An 18659-nucleotide genomic window follows, 5' to 3' on the forward strand; every position below is an offset into this window, starting at 1 on the left:
TCAGTTCCCCCGCACGCGTGGATCGATCAGCACATAGACGACATCAACAAGCGCATTGGCGATGACGACGAAGAAGGAGGCATACATGACGGTGCCAAGGATCATCGGCAGGTCGAGGTTGAGGAGGGCCTGGTAGGTCAGGCGTCCGACCCCGTTCAGGCCGAAGACCACTTCGGTGAGCAGGGCCGCACCGCCGACGAGCACGCCGAAGTCCAGGCCGAACATGGTCACGAAGGGGATAAGCGAGGTGCGCAGGGCATGGCGCAGCATGACGCGGGCGGGCGAGAGGCCCTTTGCGCGCGCCGTGCGGATGAAGTCCTCCTGATAGGCTTCAACGAGATTGGCCCGAAGCACCCGGCCATAGATGCCGATGTAGAGGGCGGCCAGCGTGAACCAGGGAATGACCAGCGTCTTGAACCAGCCGACCGGATCCTGCGTGAGCGGCTTGTAGCCGAGGGCCGGCACCCAGGAGAACAGCCAGGTGTCGTGAAAACGGCTCTGGCTGATCAGGTTCATCATTTCGCCCAGCCAATAGACCGGCATGGAGACGCCAATCAGCGCCAGGGCCATGAGACCGCGGTCAATCAGCGTGTCGCGGGTCAGGGCCGCCAGTACTCCGACAAAAATGCCGCCGACGATCCAGAGGACGGCGGCACCGGCAACCAGCGACAGGGTGACCGGGGCTGCAGCGACAACGGCGGGAACGATGCGGTAGCCGCGGTTGACGAAGGAGGTGAGGTCCTGGGTGATGAAGAGGCGCTTCATCATCACGCCGTATTGCACCGGAAGGGGTCGGTCGAAGCCGAATTCCTTGCGGATCGCCTCGATGGTTTCCTGCGAGGCGTTGCGGCCGGCGAGACGGGCGGCGGGATCTGAGCCGGGCGTGGCGAAGAAGATCAGGAAGACGAGCGCCGAGATGCCGAACATCACGAAGATCATCTGGCCGAGGCGCTGGAGAACGGCAATGGTCATGGAGCCCTCCTCAGGCCAGTTTTGTGCGGGGATCGAGGGCGTCGCGCAGGCTGTCGCCGAGCACGTTGAGCGAAAGTACGGTCAGGACGATGGCGATGCCCGGGGCGAGCGACACGATGGGTCGGGTGTAGAGTAGGGTCTGGCCGTCCTGGATGATCGTGCCCCAGCTGGCATCCGGTGCCTGGACGCCGATCGACAGGAAGGACAGGGACGATTCCGTGATGATGTTGAGGCCCATCATCAGGGGGATGAAGACGATCAGCATCGTCGTCACATTGGGCAGGATGTCGTTCAGCAAAATGCGCCAGGCTGGGATGCCGAGGCCGCGGGCGGCGAGCACGAATTCGCTTTCGCGCAAGGACAAGACACGACCGCGCAGGGGGCGGGCGACGTAGGGGACGTAGATGATCCCGATGATGAAGATCGGCAGTAGCAGGCTGTCCGAGCCGATCTCGATCGGGCCAATGACGATGCCATTTGATATCAGGACGATCGAGAGCGATATGGCGAGCAGGTAGACGGGGAAGGCCCAGAGAATGTCGAGGATGCGCGAGAGGATCTTGTCGACCCAGCCGCCGAAGAAGCCGGCGGAGATGCCGATCAGGGCTGCCAAGACAAGACAGATGGCGGTGGCCGAGGCTGCGATCAACAGGGAGTTGCGGCCACCGTACAGGAGACGTGCCGCGACATCACGCCCTTGAGTATCGGCGCCGAGGAAGTATTGGGCGCTCCAGGTCGGACCGATGGGCGTGACGCCGAGGCCGAGGCCTTCGGTCGAGGCTTGCATGACCTTGACGCGTTTTCCGTCGACCATGATGCGTGCACTGAGATTGGAGCGGAACGGGTCGCTGCCGGCCACGTAACCGGCATAAAGCGGGGCAGCCAGGCTCGACAACACGATGACGAAAAGCACGAAGGCTGCCAGCAGCGTTGGTCGGTCGCGTTTCAGGATGTGCCAGGCCCTGCTCCATGGCCCTGACGATCGGCGAAGCGCGGGTGCTGCCGCAGGCATTGTCTGGATTGCGTCGGTCATCTGTTCCCCGATAGGCCGAATGGACGTGCGGGTGGCAGATGACTGCCACCCGTTGACTTCAAAGGAGGATCACTGAACCCAGGACTGCGAAGCGATCCAGCGGTTCTGCTTGTTGAAGATGTAGTTGCCGAGGCGTGCCGAGGTGAAGTTTACGCTCTTCGGGGTGAACAGCGGCGCCATCGGGGACTGCTCCATGAAGCCCTTGTCGACCTCGGCCCATTTGGCGTTGGCGGCATCCGGATCGGTCAGCGCCAGCGTCATCGCTTCCTTCATCTTCGCATCGAGATCCGGGTTGCAGTAGCCGGAGATGTTGATCGAGGAATCGCTACCCTTGTTGAAGGAGCTGCAGGAGAGAAGCACGTTCAGGAAGTTGGACGCCGCAGGGTAGTCCATGTACCACTGGCTGATACTGATCTGGACGTTGTTGTTGGTGTTCTGGATGTAGGTGAACTGGATGTTCGGAGAGACCGCCTTCATCGAGGCGTCGTAGCCCAGTTCTGACAGCACGCTCTGGATATAGGTGCCGATACCACGCGAGGTCGCGTTATCCTCGGCGATCACGGTCACCTTCTGACCCTTGGTGCCGGATTCCTCGACCAGTTGCTTGGCCTTCTCCATGTCGGGGCCGACCCATTCCGGGCCTGGCTCTGCCGTGTAAATGCAGTCGTCGACATGGCCGGGGAAGTCGGGCGGCAGGATCTGGCAGGTGGGCTGTGCCAGCACTTCACCGCCGAACAGACCGACGAGGGCGTCACGGTCCAGGGCATAGTTCAATGCCTGACGTGCCTTGACGTTGTCGAACGGCGCGATGTTGGTGTTCATCGGCGCGTACCAGAAAGCAGCCAACGGATCGATGTGGATCTGGCTTGCATATTTGGCACCGATTTCCGGCAGGCGGTCTGCCGGCGGGGTATCGAACATCCAGTCGATCTGGCCGTTGACGATGGCGTTGATGGTCGCTTCTTCGGTCAGGCCGAACTTGTAGATGATCTCGTCAGCATAGCCGTCCGGCTGGGCGTCGACGCTCCATTCCTTGAAGTGCGGGTTGCGCTTCAGGACGAGCTGTTCGGTCGGATTGTAGCTGTCGAAATAATAGGCGCCGGTGCCGGGGATCGGCGTGGTGCCGGCATCGGCGGCCGGCGCATCAGCCGGCAGGATCGAGGCGTGGGGAACGGCGAGCTTGGAGAAGATCTCCGAGTCCGGGGCCACGAGGTTGATGGTCACGGTGCCGGCCGCGTCGTCGGCGATGACGCCGCCTTCGAGCGTGCAGGTCTCGGCTTCCGCGATGCATTTGTCGGCGCCGACGAAGCCGTTGTAGAAGCTGCCGGTGGTCGGACCCTTGACCTTGAAGATGCGCTGATAGGAGGCGAGCACGTCAGACGGCTTCAGCTCCTTGCCGTTGGAGAACATGATGCCCTTGCGAATCTTGAAGACGTAGGTCTTGCCGTCATTGGTCGGCTCAGGGATCGCTTCCGCGATCGACGGCACGATCTCAAAGCCGTCGGTGCCGCCGGCCTGCTTGAACTTGACGAGGCCGTCATAGGTCATCTGGTAGAGCTGCCAGAACTGGGCCGTGTAGTTGATCATCGGATCAATGGTGCCAGCCGCCGAAACAGCAGCGAGGGTCATGGTGCCGCCGCGATGTTTCGCCATCAGTTCGGCGCGGTCCTCAGCCAGTGCTGCGCCGGTGAGCGCGGTTTGGGCGAGCAGAATACCGGCGGTCAGGAGACCGGCGCGGCGGGCAATGGGTTTCAGATAGAGTGTCATGCTGTTTCCCTCTGTTGTCGTTTGAAATTCACGGCAGTCACCCGTTGGCCGGGTTTGTTTTTGGTGATGGTCAGGGTGCCTTCGCGTCGAGGAAACCCGCAACTTCGGCCATGCAGGCCTCCCGCTCCTCGACATGCGGCATGTGGCTCGATTGTTCGAAGATGCGCCAACGCACATCCGGGATCTCGTCCGCAAAGGGCTGCACGCAGGCTTCCGTGGCCTCATCGTAACGACCTGAGATCAAAAGAGTTGGCACGTTGATCGTCGAAAGACGGCCGACGATCGACCAATCCTTCATCGTGCCGATGACATGGAATTCATTGGGGCCGTTCATGGTGTGATAGACGGTCGGATCCGTACCGATCGCGTCGAAAGTTCGCTTGACCTCGTCCGGCATCGGCACAACCCGGCAGACATGGCGCTGATTGAAGACGTCAGTCGCCGCCATGTATTCGGCGCTGTCGGTCGTGCCGGCTTTCTCGTGGTGAAGCAGTGTTGCCTGGACATCCGCGGGCAGGTCTTCGCGCAGGCGGTTGGCCTCGGAGATCCATGTGCTCATCGCGGCCGGGGAATTGGCGATGATGAGCGCCTTGAGGCCGGCCGGTTGCTCGACGGCAAATTCCGCCCCAAGCATGCCGCCCCAGGACTGGCCGAGCAGGCAATAGCCTCCGCGGATGCCGAGATGGTCGATCAGGTTGTGCAGTTCGGTGCGGAAGAAGGGGACGGTCCAGAAATCGGGCCCCTTCTCCGGAAGATGGGTCGACTTGCCATTGCCAACCTGGTCGTAGTGGATGACGGCGCGGCCGGTGGCGGCAATGTCCTTGAAGCTGTCGACATAGTCATGGGTGCAGCCGGGGCCGCCATGGGCGACGATCAGCGGCGGCTTGCCCGAGGCGAGATCGCCCGTAATCCGGTACCAGGTCTTGTATTCGCCATAGGGGGCGTAGCCTTCAGTGATCGACACGCGTGATGCTCCTTTGCGGTCTCATGGTCTCTCAGCCGCCCAGCTTGGTGCGGCGGTCGTCGCGGCAGATGGCTTCCGCCGTTTCTTCTGTTGTCATGCCCCAGTCCATCGCGATCTTGCGCAGCCGCTTCCAGGCCGCGTCCTCGTCGAGTTGTTCGGCCTGAAGGAGTTTGAGGATCGCGCGGACAACCACGGGGCGCTGCCGCAGTCGGTCTTCGAGAGCGCGGATATCGTCGGCCTGACTGCGGGCGACCCGGTATGCATGAGCGGCGATGAGGATGGCGCTATAGGCGCCGGTGGAGCCTATGGGCTTCAAAAGATGGGCATTCGATCCCTGAGACAGCGCCCATTCGACGCGGCCGGGCGCTTCCGAGCCGATGAGAGCGACCATCGGCATCGGCGCGTAGCCGCGAGGCCAGGGAAACTGGCCGTCATGGCCCATATCTGCATCGAAGAAGACAATGTCCGCCTCGACGTGGGCGGCATCTATCTGTGGCCAGACTACCTCGACTTTCATGTGCAGCAGGTCAAGTTGCCGTTTCAGCGCGTCGACGGAGGGGTGGTCCCGATGGAGGATCACTGCGCGCCACGTGGCAAGTGAGAGGCGACCTGGGCGGTTCATTTGATCACCTTCAATTGGCTGCCCTGGAGTGGCGATGGGGGCGTGTCGTCAGCCTGTTTGGGGCGCTGGAAGGCATGAATGAGGTAAGGATCCGCCTCCACCGGCTCGGCTGCACTGTGAAAGATGTCGAATTCGCCGCTTGAGTCCGAAACGGCCAGATGGGGACGAAGGGCCGCATGGTGTGTGCGCGGGTGGATCGCGACCGGTCCAACCGGCGTGTCGAACGGTCGTGAAACGACGACCCGGCGAACGGCGTCCGGCGCGTCGGTCGCCGCATCCTTCATCGCCTGGGCGAGAAGCGTCACGCTCATATAAGTCGCGCAGAAAGACGTGGTGATTCGGCGCTCCGCCCCGAAGCGCGTCGCCATCCGGGCCTTGAACTCTCGGTTTGCGGGGATGTCCAGCCGGTTGAAATAGGGGGCTGCCGCGATATGCCCGGTGCGGGCTTCGGGCGTGAGGCTGTCCAGTTCCGTCTCGGACAAGTTGCACGCGACGATGGGGGGTGCTGAAGGGCGTTTGCTGCGCCAGAGGTGATAGGCGGCGAAGAAGGCTGTTGCGGAGGCGCCGACGAGGTTGCTGAGGATGAAGTCCGGCCTCTTCTGCTCGATCTCCGCGATCAGGTGCTCGACTTCCACGGCACCGAGCGGCACAAACCGTTCCGAGAGGACCTGGCCCCCGCAGGCTTCCGTGATTTCCCGGGCAATGCGGCTGTTTTCCCAACCCCAGATGTAGTTGGAGCCGACGATGAAGGGCCGCTGTCCGAAACGGGGCAGCACGTGGTCGAAGAGGGGGAGAAGATGCTGGTTGGGACAGGCGCCGAGATAGATGGCGCTGTCGCTCGCTTCGTATCCCTCGTAGGGGAACGCATACCAAAGTAGCGCGCCGTGGCGTTCGATTGCCGGCAGCACATCCTTGCGGCTCCAGGAGGTGATGGTACCAATCACATGGCGACAGCCGTTGTTGCGGATCGCGGCCTCCGCCATCGCCGAATACAGCTCCGCGCGGCCGGCGGGGTCGTCGACCTTGGGTTCCAGCCTGAAGGGCATTTCGGCATCGGCATTCACCTCTGCGATCGCCGCAAGCGCGCCGGCTAGTGCCTCCCGGCCCAGAGCAGCGTAGGGGCCGGTGGTGGAGTAGAGGATGGAGATCGGCTGCGTCTCGCGTGTCATGGCGCTGCGCGCTCCCGGCGGAGTTTAGCCGTCCCAGTGCCTTCGATCAAAACTGCCATCGCCTTCATCGGCCGGCTTCCACGTTTGTCTGGTCGTCATTCAAGGAGGGCACCGGACGCCGAAACAAAAAAGGCCCCGAACCGCGTCGAACGCGGTGTCGGGGCCCAATTGCCGTTTGGCATACAATGCCTTTTCGAGGTTCAGGCTAAGATATGAATGTTTTGTGGTCAATCAGTTTGTTTGCTCAAATTTTGGGCCGGATGGGTGGTCGAGCAATCTTCTGCGGGTTTCGTTATCCCTTAGTCACAAGTTCGGCGTCGAATTTGGTGCCGAGACCCATCGCCCGGCCGCGCCTTTCAGCAAGTTTCTCGTTCGTACGTGCTTGGGCCGGCTCAGCTTTGCCGGAGAATGTGACAGAGCAGCTTGGAGAGGTCTTCCTTGAAGCGTTGTTCGTCGTCTTCAAGCTTTGTCAAAGCCATCGCGATCTCGCTGATGGTGGACATCAGCGCCACCGATCCAATCGCGAAGATGAGCGACATTCCCGGGCTGGGCTCTCCCTCGCGTTCCGGAAGGACGTTCATCTTTCGAAGCGATGTCAGGATCGTTTCGTGCATCGGCTTCAAGAGTGCTGCTGTAATCAGCTTTTTACGATCTTCGCTTACATTAGAGATAAGTTCAGTAAGGAGCACCCTGGAGAAGGCCGGCAGTTGGAAGATGAGGTCAACGAGATGGGTGCTGATGAACGGCAGCCTCTCGTGTTCGGGCAGAAATTCTGCCTGATGTAGGAACTCTTCTGCCTGTTGCCTGGAATCGTCACTGACGTAACGAACGACGGCTTCCCAAAGGCCGAATTTCGAGCCGTAGCGATAAGAGATCAGAGCGACATCGACGCCGGCTCGTGTTGCAATTACGCGAAGCGGCGTTTTGTCGAAACCGTGTTCGGCAAAACTTGTGAGTGCTGCTTCCAGCAGTGCGTCGGTGTCCTGTTCGTCGCCCTTTCTGGGCCGGCCCCGATTTCTTTCCGCTGAGGTCATCTGTGCGTCGGTCTCCGAATTGACTTGATCGCCATTTGATTTCATATATTCAATGCGTGATGAATAAAACAGCTTTTATCTTCAACCTCACCACCGGAACCTCCTCATGGTCAACGAAACCCCACCTCTGCAAGGCGGCAGATTGCCAAGGGTAACGCTGTTCGCCGCCTTGTCGCTTCTTACGCTTACTGCCTGTGAGGGTGAAAACAGAAAAGCGGAGGTTGATGTTCCCAAGGTCACTGTCGAGGTTGCGAAGCTCGACCGCGATGTCTTGCGTGCCGGAGGTACGGGGGAAATCAAGGCGCAAGTCGAAAGCGAACTGTCATTCAAGGTGAGCGGCCGCGTCATTGAGCGCCGGGTCGGCGTCGGTGACCGGGTCACTGCGGGACAGGTGCTTGCGACACTCGATTCGACCGAGCAGCTCGCCGACATCGAGTCGGCGAAGGCTGGCGTTTCTGCCCAGGATGCCACGCTGCGCAAAACCAGTTCCATCTTGAACCGCCGCAAAACGCTGATCCAGACAGGCGCGCTTTCGCAACAGGAAGTCGACAGTGCGCAGCAGGAATACCTCTCCGCCCAGAAGGATCTGGATGCGGCGAAGGCAAGACTGGAGGTTGCTCAGGAAGCGCTGCGGCAGACCGAGCTGCGCGCCGATGCGGACGGCACCATTACCGCCCGGAATGTTGAAGTCGGGCAGGTTGTCCAGGCGTCGGCCACGGTCTTTACGCTGGCCCATGACGGTGCGCGCGATGCGGTCTTCAATGTCCAGGAAAATGCTCTCAGCGGCGAGGTGCGGCCGATCTCGCTTAAGGTAAGCCTGTTGTCGCGCCCGGATATCTCTGCGTCAGCAAAAATCCGTGAAATCAGCCCGACGCTGGATCGGGCCCTCGGAACCGTCCGCGTCAAGCTTTCGATCGAGAATGCCCCAGCGGACATGACCCTCGGTGCTGCCATCGTTGCCGATGTGGTGCTGGGGCAGCAGGATCGCATTTCCGTCCCTTGGCAATCCATCTTTTCGAAGAAGGGCAGCCCGGCGGTCTGGGTTGTCGACCGCACCGCTCTCACCACGGAATTGAAGCCGGTGACCATTGAACGTTACGACGCAGATCGCGTGGTGCTCCGATCCGGCATAGAGCCGGGCGAACTCGTGATCGTCGACGGCGTGCAGTTTCTCAGAGAAAACCAGAAGGTTGACGTCCTGAAAGGAGCGGCTCAATGAGAACTCCCGCCATCCTCCCCCTTCTTCTTCTGACCGCGGTCCTTTCGTCCTGCTCCGACGACCAGCCGGAAAATGCCGAGCCTGTGCGTCCGGTTCTTTTCGTCGTCGCGGAGCCGCGGGCAGCCGTCTTGTCCGGTTTCACCGGCACGGTCGAAGCCAAATTCAGCACCGATCTCGGTTTCCAGGTCCTCGGGCGCATCACCGCCCGCCATGTCCATGTGGGCGATCTCGTGACCAAAGGGCAGGTTCTTGCCAATCTTGATTTTGCGGCCTTGGAACTGAGCGTCAAGCAGGCCGAAGCGGACCTCGCTTCGGCTAAAGCCAAGCTCGATCTGGCGCGCGTCACCGAACAGAGGCAGAAAACCCTGGTGGCGTCCAATGCCAGCACGCGCGAACAGCTCGAGGAAGCCGTTCAAGCCCGGGAAGCGGCCGAAGCAACCGTTCAGCAACTGGAGGCGAGCCTCGTGAAGGTTCGTGAGCAGTTGAGCTATGCCACGCTCACGGCCGATACGGACGGCGTGGTCTCGGCCGTTTCCGCAGAGGTTGGCCAGGTGGTTTCCGTCGGAACCCCCGTGGTGACCATCGCGCGCCTTGAGGCGCGCGACGCCGTCGTCGATATTCCCGATCGCTACGGCGCATTGACCGCAATCGGAACGCCGTTCGAAATTACGCTGCAGGCCAATCCCGTTCAGAAGGTGCGCGGGAGCGTACGTGAGACGACCCCTCAGGCCGATCCGGCGACGCGGAGCAGACGAACAAAGATCGCACTGGATGCGCCTCCGGAAAGCTACCGCCTCGGCAGCACCGTCACCGCGTCTCCGATTGCCCGCACCGACGATCATCTCTGGCTTCCGCAAAGCGCCGTTGGCGATGCGGACGGCAAGCCGTTCGTCTGGGTCATCGATGCGACGAAAAACACGGTTTCCAGGCGCGAAATCAAGGTCGAGCCGTCGCCGGGTGGCGGATACGACGTGACGAGCGGGATCAATCGCGGCGATCGCATCGTCTCTGCCGGCGTGAACTCGCTCACTGACAACCAGCCCATCCGATTCTCGAGCGAGACCTCACTATGATCAAGTCATTCAATCTTTCCGAATGGGCCCTGCAGCACAAATCGCTCGTCTGGTACTTCATGATCCTGTCGATGGTGGCGGGTGTCATTTCCTATATGAACCTCGGCCGTGAGGAGGACCCGGATTTCAGCATCAAGACGATGCTGATTCAGGCTTCCTGGCCGGGGGCATCCGTCGACGAGATGACAAGCCAGGTCACTGACCGCATCGAGAAAAAGCTGCAGGAACTGGACTCGCTCGACTACACCAAGAGCATCAATACCCCCGGGCAGACGACCATCTACGTCAACCTGCTGGAGAATACCAAGGCGGCCGACGTCAAGCCCACATGGGTCAAGGTCCGCAACATGGTCAACGACATTGCGCCGACACTGCCGCAAGGCGTACAGGGACCGGCCTTCATTGACAGCTTCGGTGATGTCTATGGCAATATCTACGCGTTCACGGCGGATGGGCTGACACAGCGACAATTGCGCGACTACCTCGAATCCGCCCGCCAGAAGATTCTGTCCGTGCCGAATGTCGGTAAGGTCGAGTTGATCGGTGCGCAGGATGAAGTCGTCTATCTCGATCTTTCCACCAAGCAGATGGCAGCGCTCGGGATATCGCAGCAGGATATCGTTCAGACACTGCAGAACCAGAACGCCGTCGTTGCCTCGGGGACCTTGCGCACAAGTTCGGAGAGCATCAACCTGCGTGTCTCCGGCCAGTTCGCCTCTGACGAGGCGCTGCGCAACATCAACCTGCGCGTCAACGATCGATTCTTCCGTCTGAGCGACGTCGCCACCATCACGCGCGGTTATTCCGACCCGCAGCAGCCCCTGTTCCGCGTCAACGGCACGCCGGCGATCGGGCTGGCCATCGGCATGAAGCCCGGCGCCAACCTCCTGCGTTTCGGTGAAGCCTTGACGGAAGAGATGGACAAGGTGATCGCGGACCTGCCTGTCGGGATCGGCGTGCATCACGTGGCCGACCAGGCGGTGGTGGTCGAGGAAGCCGTCGGCGGATTCACCAAAGCCCTTTTCGAGGCGATTGCAATCGTGCTCGCGGTCAGCTTCATCAGTCTGGGTATGCGGGCTGGCTTTGTTGTCGCGGTCTCCATCCCGCTGGTGCTCGCCATCACCTTCGTGTTCATGGAATATCTCGGGATATCGCTGCAGCGCATCTCGCTCGGCGCCCTGATCATCGCGCTCGGCCTCCTCGTGGACGATGCCATGATTGCCATCGAGATGATGGTCTCGAAGCTGGAGCAGGGCGAGCCCTTGCCCAAGGCGGCGACCGCCGTCTGGACATCGACGGCGTTTCCGATGCTGACGGGGACGCTGGTCACTGTGGCCAGCTTCATTCCCGTGGGACTAAACGACAGCGCGGCCGGCGAATTCACGTTTACACTGTTCGTTGTCATCGGCATTTCGCTGATCGTTTCCTGGATCGTCGCCGTCCTCTTCGCCCCGCTCCTCGGCGTCCTGATCTTGCCGAAAACCATGAAGAAGCATGCGGAGACAAAAGGATTTTTCTCCCGTGCCTTCAGCGGGCTGCTCAATACCTGCATGACCTGGCCGAAGCTCACCATTCTGGCAACTGCCGGGCTCTTCGGCCTGTCGCTCTTTGGCATGGGTTTCGTTCAACAGCAGTTCTTCCCGGCATCCGATCGCCCTGAACTGATCGTCGACTGGACCGCACGTCAGAACTACACCCTGGCGCAGACCAAGGTCGAGATGGATGCCTTCGAAGCCAAGCATCTCGTCGGCAACGAAGATGTCGATCACTGGACGTCTTATGTCGGTCAGGGAGCCAAGCGTTTCGTCCTGTCCTTCGACGTGCAGCCGAACTCGAACAATTTCGGCCAGATGATCGTCGTGGCGAAGAGTGTCGAAGCCCGCGACCGTCTGATCGCCTCGCTGTCCGAGGCTGCCACCGTCGAATTTCCCGGCACGGATGTCTTCGTGAAGCAGATGGAGCTGGGACCGCCGGTTGGTCGACCGATCCAGTACCGCGTGGCAGGCTCTGATCCTCAGAAGGTTCGCGCCTATGCCGCCGACCTGACCTCCGTGCTTGGTCAGGACCCCAGGCTGGGGCGGATCGTTTCGGACTGGAACGAGCCGGCGCGTGTTGTGAAGGTCGATCTCTTGCAGGACAAGGCCCGGCAGCTCGGGGTGAGTTCGTCCGACATCGCGACGGCCCTCAATAACCTCACCGGGGGATCGACGATCACGCAGATCCGAGACAGCATCTATCTCATCGATGTCGTGGGACGGGCGCCCAAGGCCGAAAGGGAGTCGATCGAAACTCTGCGGAACCTGCAATTGCCGGGCAGCAACGGTCAAGCGGTGCCTCTGGCTGCAATCGCGAACTTCCATTACGAGCTTGAGCAGCCGGTTGTCTGGCGTCGCGATCGAATGGCGACCATCACGCTCAAGGCTGCAATCATCGACGCTACACAGCCGGCGACTGTCGACCAGCAGCTGAAGCCCAAGATCGAAGCCTTCTCGGCAAAACTGCCGGATGGCTACACTGTGGAAGCGGGTGGTTCGGTCGAAAGCAGTGCAAAGAGCCAGGCGCCGATTGTCGCCGTTGTGCCGCTGATGCTGCTGACGATGACGACGATCCTGATGTTCCAGTTGCAGAGCTTCCAGCGGCTTTTCATGGTGTTCATCGTGGCGCCGCTGGGGCTGATCGGTGTCGTCGCTGCCCTGTTGCCGAGCGGTGCACCGCTGGGTTTCGTGGCCATCCTCGGTGTGCTTGCCCTCATCGGCATCCTCATCCGCAACTCGGTCATCCTCGTTGTTGAGATCGACAGTCTCAGAAAAGCGGGGCGCGACGGTTGGGAAGCGGTCAGGGAAGCTGCGGAGCATCGAATGCGGCCGATCATGTTGACGGCTGCGGCTGCCAGCCTGGCGCTGATCCCGATCTCACGCGAGATCTTCTGGGGGCCGATGGCCTATGCCATGATGGGCGGGATCATCGTCGGCACAGTTCTGACCCTGCTCTTCCTGCCCGCACTCTACGTGGTCTGGTTCCGCATCAAGCGGCCGCCAGCGGAAAAGGCTTCCGACGCAGTCGTGGCGTGAGAGCTTTGACGGCGTAGCGCCAGCCTTGACAGGTTGGGCCAGAAAAACCAGCGGATGGCGGCCATTGTAGGCCGCCATCCTTGTTTGGGGGACGGCCCATGGTCTGCCGCAGTGCGACCCAGCCGGTCCCCGGAATAATCTACTCTGCGGAGCGTGCCAACCCGCAAATATCCGTCTGAATTGACGTGGGAATTGATACGAACGCGCTTCCTTGGGCATTCGTTTTGGTTTTCACTGTCGGCAACCTTCAGGAGGATTTTCATGACATTGCGCATCAATCAAACGGCTCCGGATTTTACCGCCGAAACCACTCAGGGCACGATCGCCTTCCATGACTGGATCGGTGACAGCTGGGCGGTTCTCTTCTCCCACCCGAAGAACTTCACGCCCGTGTGCACCACCGAACTGGGCGCCATGGCAGGTCTTTCCGACGCGTTTGCCAAGCGCAACGTCAAGGTGATCGGCATCTCGGTCGATCCGGTCGAGAGCCACTCGAAGTGGAAACAGGATATCAAGGTCGCGACCGGTTTCGATGTCGGCTATCCGCTGATCGGTGACAAGGATCTCAAGGTGGCCAAGCTCTATGACATGCTGCCAGAGGATGCCGGTGAGACGTCCGAAGGCCGGACCCCTGCCGACAATGCGACCGTGCGCTCCGTCTACGTCATTGGCCCGGACAAGAAGATCAAGCTGATCCTGACCTACCCGATGACCACGGGCCGCAACTTCGACGAAATCCTCAGAACGATCGATTCGATCCAGCTGACGGCCAAGCATCAGGTTGCGACCCCTGCCAATTGGAAGCAGGGAGACGATGTCATCATCACTGCTGCGGTGTCGAACGAAGATGCACTTTCCCGCTTCGGCGCTTTCGAGACGGTTCTGCCCTACCTGCGCAAGACCAAGCAGCCGGTATCCTGACGGGTCAGTTTACCCGTTCCTGCCCATGGCGCAGGGGCGCGGCGATCGATGTCCTTCGGCTATCAGGTCGAGGCGGCTGCCTTAACCCTAATCACAGTCTGCCCGGCTCCCCGTGTTGCAAGACGCGGGCAAGCCGGGCAGTTTTGTCGGATTAATGGCAGGATGACGGGCTCATCGCCCTGGACGAGACAGGCTCGATGCTGAATTCAAGCGATTTCAAGCAGTGCGTCATTATCATGGCGCATCCCGATGACGAGGTCCTCTGGGCCAGTTCAATCCTAGCTGCGGCAAAGAAGGTCGTGCTCTGTTACCAGGATTCGGCTGACGCTGCCGTGAGCCGGGGGCGTGCGGCATTGCTGCGCGAATTTCCTTTGCCTTCGGTTGTCGGGCTGAACATTCCAGAATCGCGCAGCTTCCTCACGTCGAACTGGGAACGGCCGGTGGAGACGCCAGACGGCGTCCTGTGTGGGCGCGATCAGGAGGGGTATGCCCGCAACTTCGAACGGATTGCAGCCGCCATCGCCGCGCATGTCGCGGACGGAGATCTCGTCGTTACGCACAATCCGTGGGGCGAGTATGGGCACGAAGAGCATGTTCAGGTCTATCGCGCGGTCTCGCTGCTAAAGAAGACCCGTGATTTCCGGCTTTTCGTCACCGGCTATGCAAGCGACCGAGTGTTCTCCTTCATGGAGAGCAACATGCCGAGGCTCGGCTCCCGCTTTGCCGTTCTGCCTACGGACAAGGCATTGGCCACAACCTTGAAACAGCATTACCAGAAACACGACAGCTGGACCTGGGATGACGGTTACGAATGGCCCGATTACGAGATGTTCTATGAAGTGCAGTCTCCGGATGCCCCCTTGCGTCCGGTGCGCGGCACGCCTGCCTCGCTCCCGGTCAACATGGTGTGGATCGATGGAGGTCTGCCGCTCTGGCACCGGCTGTTGCGCCGGATGAAACGACGCATTCTCGTTAAGCTGGATCCGCTGCTATGCCGGTTGCCTGGCCAGCGATAAACTGCGCGGGCGGTCACATCCCTTTCGTCAGGATGTTGGCATAGATCCGGGTTAGCGCGTCGGCCCATCCTTCGGGTGTGTTGGCCATCGAAATAGCACGGGAATAGGCTTTCTCGCTCATGCGCCTGATCTCCTCCCGATCCATTGCAGCCATCTTGCGAAGGACGGCAGCAAAAGCGTCGGTGTCCTGCGTGTTGCAGGTCAGGCCGATTTCCTCCCCGGTCACCTCATCGGCCAGCAAAGCCATTTCAGTCAGAACCAGGGGGATGCCGCTTGCGGCCGCTTCCACGGCGACCAAACCGAACGGCTCGGGCAGCCGGGACGGAATGACCAGGGCACGCGCGTTCACGATCAGATCACCGATCTCCTCAGGTCGGCGCCAGCCGTGGAAGATCATCTCGGGATAGTGTGCCGCCAACGTTTCCCGCAACGGACCGTCCCCGATGACTTCCAACATCACACCTGCACGCCTTGCTGCGGCCAGGGCATCCTGCGGGCCCTTTTCCTGCTCCAGGCGGCCGATGAAGAAATAGCTGCCATTGTCCTCGACGGGAACGCGATGGTCGACAAAAGGTGCGGCCGGATTCCGAACGGCGAGCAGGTCCTCGCGCCGATAACCGGCGCGCAGGAAGCCATTCGTCATCTTCTCGTGGATCAGCAGGAATTTCGCCCATGGAACATCCGTGCCCATGGCGGAGAATAGACGTGCCTGTCGGACGGAACGCCAGAGCTTATGGGCATAGGAGCGGCGATCGCAATGGGTGGTGAGACAGTCCTTGCTCAGGGGGACCAGCATGCACTGCGTCTCCCGGTGATAGTTCATGTAAGCGCCGTTGGGGCAGGCGTGAAACGAATCGTGGGCGTGGATCACCGTGCGTTCTGCGACTCGGCGCAGCGGCCGGAAGATCGCCGGCGACAGGATTTGAGACCAGGTATGCACGTGATAGACGGTGCCCGACGTGTCGTTGACTTCGATCCAGTCTCTGAGGAGCTCGCTCGCCGAGGTGTTATGGATGCCGTTGACGACTGTTTTCAGGGGGTTGCCCTTCAGCAGTTCCTTGTGGCCGAGACTGACGATGTCGGCCCCGAGTTCAGAGAAAAGCGGGTTCTCTCCGTCGTCGCCGACGATCATCGTGACGGGAATCGAGCGGGCGCGCAAAAGCCTCAGGAGCAGAAGGACGAGCGTGGTCGCCCCGCCGCGAGCGACAGAGAAGTCGTTGACGATGACGACGCGCTCGATCCGCTCAGTCACGACTTGGCGGTCCTCCCCTGCAACAGTGAGCCTGGGAAGTTTGCATTCGGGCGATATCCGCTCTCCTGCGATAGGCCTGCGCTCACCTCTGTCTCCCCTGATCATGCCTCTCAATGCCGCAACACCTCGGTCTACGGACCGGAAGACAATGCGCCCATACGCAATCGACGACAGGCTTAGCCGGATTTCCTCTCGATACTGATAAGAGGCTGAGCGTCGAGCACGAAATCAACTTCGACTTGTGCGGCATTTTTCATACAGGCTTAAGATCGCCCTAACGCGATGCAATCCGCACGGTTCGTGTCGTCATCCGGCACGTGGCAGGTCTTCGGCCTCTTCATCGAGAAGCAGAGCCATGGCAGGCGTCAATCCGCCCTGTTCGAGCAAAGATAGGGTGTCTTCGGCGTCCTTGCGATTGAACCAGTTGCCGATGACGGCGAAGCTGTCGGCGGCGTCACTGACGGCTGCTCCGGTCTTTTGGGTGCTCCAGCGTCCCGCATAGACAAGGACCAGATCGAACCGAAGGCCATCTTCTCGCAGCCAGTCGGCAAGGGTCTCCGCCGTGTGGACACCTCTGGTCGAAATGCGGGGAGAGCGGCGCCCGGAAGGCATCAACCAGAGGCCGGGTGTCCGGTCCGGGTGAACGAAATCGCTTTCGATGCGCTGCAGGGCTATGGCGTCGAGCAACCCCGCCTTGCCGACCGCGCCCATCTGGCGCGTCAGGCCGGCCTCGTTGTCGGAGTCCACGAGGAGAACATTCTTGCCTGCAGCCGCGAGAGCCTTGCCCAGGTTCAGGACGGTGCGATGGCCATTGCGGTGCTGTTGAGACGCGTAGAGCACGGTGCAGTGGTTCGGCTGATCGGAGGCCTGGTGAACCAGCCGACGGATCGCGGTCGCGTAGAGGTCGTCTGCATCTTCGACAGGCCCGGTTACCCGCGGCCGGCGGTTCTTGACGACGAGGGGATACGCTTCCGGTTCGGGACTGTCGTTGTCGGCAGAGGGATCCGGCATTTCGGCCGGCTTGTGCCGGAACCAACCCCAGAACCTACGGCGGCGCTTTTGCTCCGGGTTTGTTGAAGCGGACGCTTCCGGAGCGGACCACGTGTGTGCAGGTGCAGTGCCGGTACCGACCGTTGGCCGTATGTCGCGCGCGAGCGCAATGCCGCAACCGACCATGAAACCCAGGATTGTCGCACCGGCAACGATCAGGGAGCGGCGCGGGCCAGACTTGGTCAGGGGCACCTGTCCGGGAGAGATGATCTGTGGATTTTCGCTGACCGTGCGCTCCTGACCGGACAATTGGCGGGTCCGCAGCAGGAACGCTTCGTAGACGAGGCGGTCGCTGGCGAGCTTACGCTCCAGTTCGCGTAGCTGAACCATCGATTTGTCCGACTCGTTCAGACTGGCTTTGAGGTTCGCGAGGTTCTTCTGCAACAGCTGACGTTGGCTTTTCAGCTTTTCCCCGTTGCGGGCCAGGGATGTCTCGAAATCCCTGAGCTGTGTATTCAACAAGGCCGATACGGCCTGGGTGCGAGCGCGTGCGCTCTGAAGGGCAGGATGACGATCGCCGAAGGAGGACTGCAGCACCGACTGCTGCTCCAGTGCTGCATGGTAGCGGGTGCGCAGCTCGATAATCGCCGGCGTGAGCGAGGAGTCCGGCGTGTACCGGAGGTATTCCGGATTGGATCTTGCCAGCTTCAGTTCCGACATCAGCGCATCATTTTCGGCGATCGTGCCGGAAATGCGGGTGATTTCCGTATTTGTCTCGGCAATCTGCTGCTCTGCCGTCGGGCGCCCCCCGACATCGATGATGTTGTGTTCGGCCTTGTAAGCCTGAACGGCCCGGTCGCCGTCCTCCACCGCTTTCTCCAGGCTCGCGAGCTGCGCGGAAAGATCCGTCGTCGCCTGGCGGACGACGCCGTTGTTCATTTGAATGCGGGTCTGAATATATGTATCTGCGATGGCATTCGCGATGCGCGCCGACTTCGCCGGATCGTGGGTCGTGACCGAGAGATCAATGACGAAACTGGCTTTGTTGAGATCGGCGACGATCGCCGCGCGCAGGGCGTCCAGGGCCCGCTGGGCTCGCTTGGCACGATCAGCCTCGTATGGCTTTGCCGCTCCGAATTCAGGGTCGTCGGCGAGGGACTGGGACTCAACCACTGCTCCGAGCACCCTTACCGACGTCAGGATGTATTGCTGGTTCATGGTCCGGGCTTCGGTTGCCCGGTTGTCACCATAGAGTTCGCCCTCGACGACACGCGAGCCTTCGGGGTCGACGAGAATGCTGACGGTCGAGATGTAATAGTTCTTCAGCACCAGCGAGAAGACGACGGCAGCCGCTGCGAAAAGCATCGTGGTTGCGAGGATCCCGATGATGCCCCCGCGCAGCACGGAGAAGAAATGTGCGAGGTCGATCTGCGGGATCGCTCCTCGATCGTCCGTTTCTTCGCGTTCCACAGTTGGGATCGAGGTCTCGACCATGCGACGTGCCGCTCATTGGTTGGCTGGTTATCCGGATTAACCGGTGATCCGAGCGCAGCCTA

Annotated in this window: 14 protein-coding genes; 5 read left to right on the top strand and 9 right to left on the bottom strand. The window is 60.9% G+C overall.

All coding sequences use genetic code 11. From position 1 onward, the window contains the following. The 7 genes from ACT53S_RS21600 to ACT53S_RS21630 all read right to left on the bottom strand — a co-directional run bounded on the left by ACT53S_RS21600 (nt 1) and on the right by ACT53S_RS21630 (nt 7561). Nucleotides 1-972, bottom strand: a complete 972-nt coding sequence (locus ACT53S_RS21600; RefSeq protein WP_142071339.1) for an ABC transporter permease — start codon at nt 970-972, stop codon at nt 1-3. Nucleotides 973-982: 10 nt separating this feature from the next. Beyond that, nucleotides 983-2005, bottom strand: coding sequence for an ABC transporter permease (locus tag ACT53S_RS21605; RefSeq protein WP_476068538.1), 1023 nt, complete (start codon nt 2003-2005; stop codon nt 983-985). A 69-nt stretch (nt 2006-2074) separates the two neighbouring features. Next, nucleotides 2075-3772 carry an ABC transporter substrate-binding protein gene (locus ACT53S_RS21610; protein WP_476068539.1) on the bottom strand — a complete coding sequence of 566 codons (1698 nt, stop codon included), beginning with the start codon at nt 3770-3772 and terminating at the stop codon, nt 2075-2077. Nucleotides 3773-3842: 70 nt separating this feature from the next. Further along, on the bottom strand, nt 3843-4736 hold the full coding sequence (locus ACT53S_RS21615; protein WP_476068540.1) for a proline iminopeptidase-family hydrolase: 894 nt from the start codon (nt 4734-4736) through the stop codon (nt 3843-3845). Nucleotides 4737-4767: 31 nt separating this feature from the next. Then, nucleotides 4768-5358, bottom strand: coding sequence for an ANTAR domain-containing protein (locus tag ACT53S_RS21620; RefSeq protein ID WP_142071333.1), 591 nt, complete (start codon nt 5356-5358; stop codon nt 4768-4770). Beyond that, complete coding sequence (locus ACT53S_RS21625) at nt 5355-6527, bottom strand: transporter substrate-binding protein (protein ID WP_476068541.1); 1173 nt, start codon at nt 6525-6527, stop codon at nt 5355-5357. The genes ACT53S_RS21620 and ACT53S_RS21625 overlap by 4 nt, the downstream gene beginning before the upstream one ends. Nucleotides 6528-6919: 392 nt before the next feature. Next, nucleotides 6920-7561: a TetR/AcrR family transcriptional regulator gene (locus tag ACT53S_RS21630; RefSeq protein WP_476068542.1), complete on the bottom strand. Its 642-nt coding sequence runs from the start codon at nt 7559-7561 to the stop codon at nt 6920-6922. A gap of 106 nt (nt 7562-7667) precedes the next feature. Here ACT53S_RS21630 and ACT53S_RS21635 point away from each other — a divergent pair, with 106 nt between their 5' ends. The 5 genes from ACT53S_RS21635 to ACT53S_RS21655 all read left to right on the top strand — a co-directional run bounded on the left by ACT53S_RS21635 (nt 7668) and on the right by ACT53S_RS21655 (nt 14861). Further along, nucleotides 7668-8780 (top strand): efflux RND transporter periplasmic adaptor subunit, encoded by a 1113-nt coding sequence (locus tag ACT53S_RS21635; protein WP_113379062.1) that lies wholly within the window; start codon nt 7668-7670, stop codon nt 8778-8780. Next, on the top strand, nt 8777-9853 hold the full coding sequence (locus ACT53S_RS21640) for an efflux RND transporter periplasmic adaptor subunit (RefSeq protein WP_476068543.1): 1077 nt from the start codon (nt 8777-8779) through the stop codon (nt 9851-9853). The genes ACT53S_RS21635 and ACT53S_RS21640 overlap by 4 nt, the downstream gene beginning before the upstream one ends. Continuing rightward, nucleotides 9853-12924 carry an efflux RND transporter permease subunit gene (locus tag ACT53S_RS21645; protein WP_476068599.1) on the top strand — a complete coding sequence of 1024 codons (3072 nt, stop codon included), beginning with the start codon at nt 9853-9855 and terminating at the stop codon, nt 12922-12924. The genes ACT53S_RS21640 and ACT53S_RS21645 overlap by 1 nt, the downstream gene beginning before the upstream one ends. A gap of 261 nt (nt 12925-13185) precedes the next feature. Beyond that, nucleotides 13186-13845 carry a peroxiredoxin gene (locus ACT53S_RS21650; RefSeq protein ID WP_142071321.1) on the top strand — a complete coding sequence of 220 codons (660 nt, stop codon included), beginning with the start codon at nt 13186-13188 and terminating at the stop codon, nt 13843-13845. Nucleotides 13846-14042: 197 nt separating this feature from the next. Next, the gene (locus ACT53S_RS21655; RefSeq protein ID WP_476068544.1) at nt 14043-14861 is read left to right on the top strand and encodes a PIG-L family deacetylase; all 819 of its coding nucleotides are present in this window, start codon (nt 14043-14045) and stop codon (nt 14859-14861) included. Between the two features lie 13 nt (nt 14862-14874). Here ACT53S_RS21655 and ACT53S_RS21660 read toward each other — a convergent pair whose 3' ends face one another. Both ACT53S_RS21660 and ACT53S_RS21665 read right to left on the bottom strand, forming a co-directional pair. Further along, entirely contained in the window at nt 14875-16113 is a 1239-nt protein-coding gene (locus ACT53S_RS21660; protein WP_476068545.1) for a glycosyltransferase family 4 protein, read from the bottom strand. Between the two features lie 306 nt (nt 16114-16419). Continuing rightward, nucleotides 16420-18597 carry an exopolysaccharide transport family protein gene (locus ACT53S_RS21665; RefSeq protein WP_476068546.1) on the bottom strand — a complete coding sequence of 726 codons (2178 nt, stop codon included), beginning with the start codon at nt 18595-18597 and terminating at the stop codon, nt 16420-16422. Between the last annotated feature and the right edge of the window lie 62 nt (nt 18598-18659).

This window comes from Allorhizobium sp. DMC15 (genome assembly GCF_056314065.1).

Coding starts and splice junctions, on each gene's coding strand:
- ACT53S_RS21610 (WP_476068539.1), bottom strand. CDS start 3,772: ATGACACTCTATCTGAAACCCATTGCCCGCCGCGCCGGTCTCCTGACC.
- ACT53S_RS21655 (WP_476068544.1), top strand. CDS start 14,043: ATGCTGAATTCAAGCGATTTCAAGCAGTGCGTCATTATCATGGCGCAT.
- ACT53S_RS21625 (WP_476068541.1), bottom strand. CDS start 6,527: ATGACACGCGAGACGCAGCCGATCTCCATCCTCTACTCCACCACCGGC.
- ACT53S_RS21640 (WP_476068543.1), top strand. CDS start 8,777: ATGAGAACTCCCGCCATCCTCCCCCTTCTTCTTCTGACCGCGGTCCTT.
- ACT53S_RS21605 (WP_476068538.1), bottom strand. CDS start 2,005: ATGACCGACGCAATCCAGACAATGCCTGCGGCAGCACCCGCGCTTCGC.
- ACT53S_RS21630 (WP_476068542.1), bottom strand. CDS start 7,561: ATGACCTCAGCGGAAAGAAATCGGGGCCGGCCCAGAAAGGGCGACGAA.
- ACT53S_RS21620 (WP_142071333.1), bottom strand. CDS start 5,358: ATGAACCGCCCAGGTCGCCTCTCACTTGCCACGTGGCGCGCAGTGATC.
- ACT53S_RS21665 (WP_476068546.1), bottom strand. CDS start 18,597: ATGGTCGAGACCTCGATCCCAACTGTGGAACGCGAAGAAACGGACGAT.
- ACT53S_RS21600 (WP_142071339.1), bottom strand. CDS start 972: ATGACCATTGCCGTTCTCCAGCGCCTCGGCCAGATGATCTTCGTGATG.
- ACT53S_RS21650 (WP_142071321.1), top strand. CDS start 13,186: ATGACATTGCGCATCAATCAAACGGCTCCGGATTTTACCGCCGAAACC.
- ACT53S_RS21635 (WP_113379062.1), top strand. CDS start 7,668: ATGGTCAACGAAACCCCACCTCTGCAAGGCGGCAGATTGCCAAGGGTA.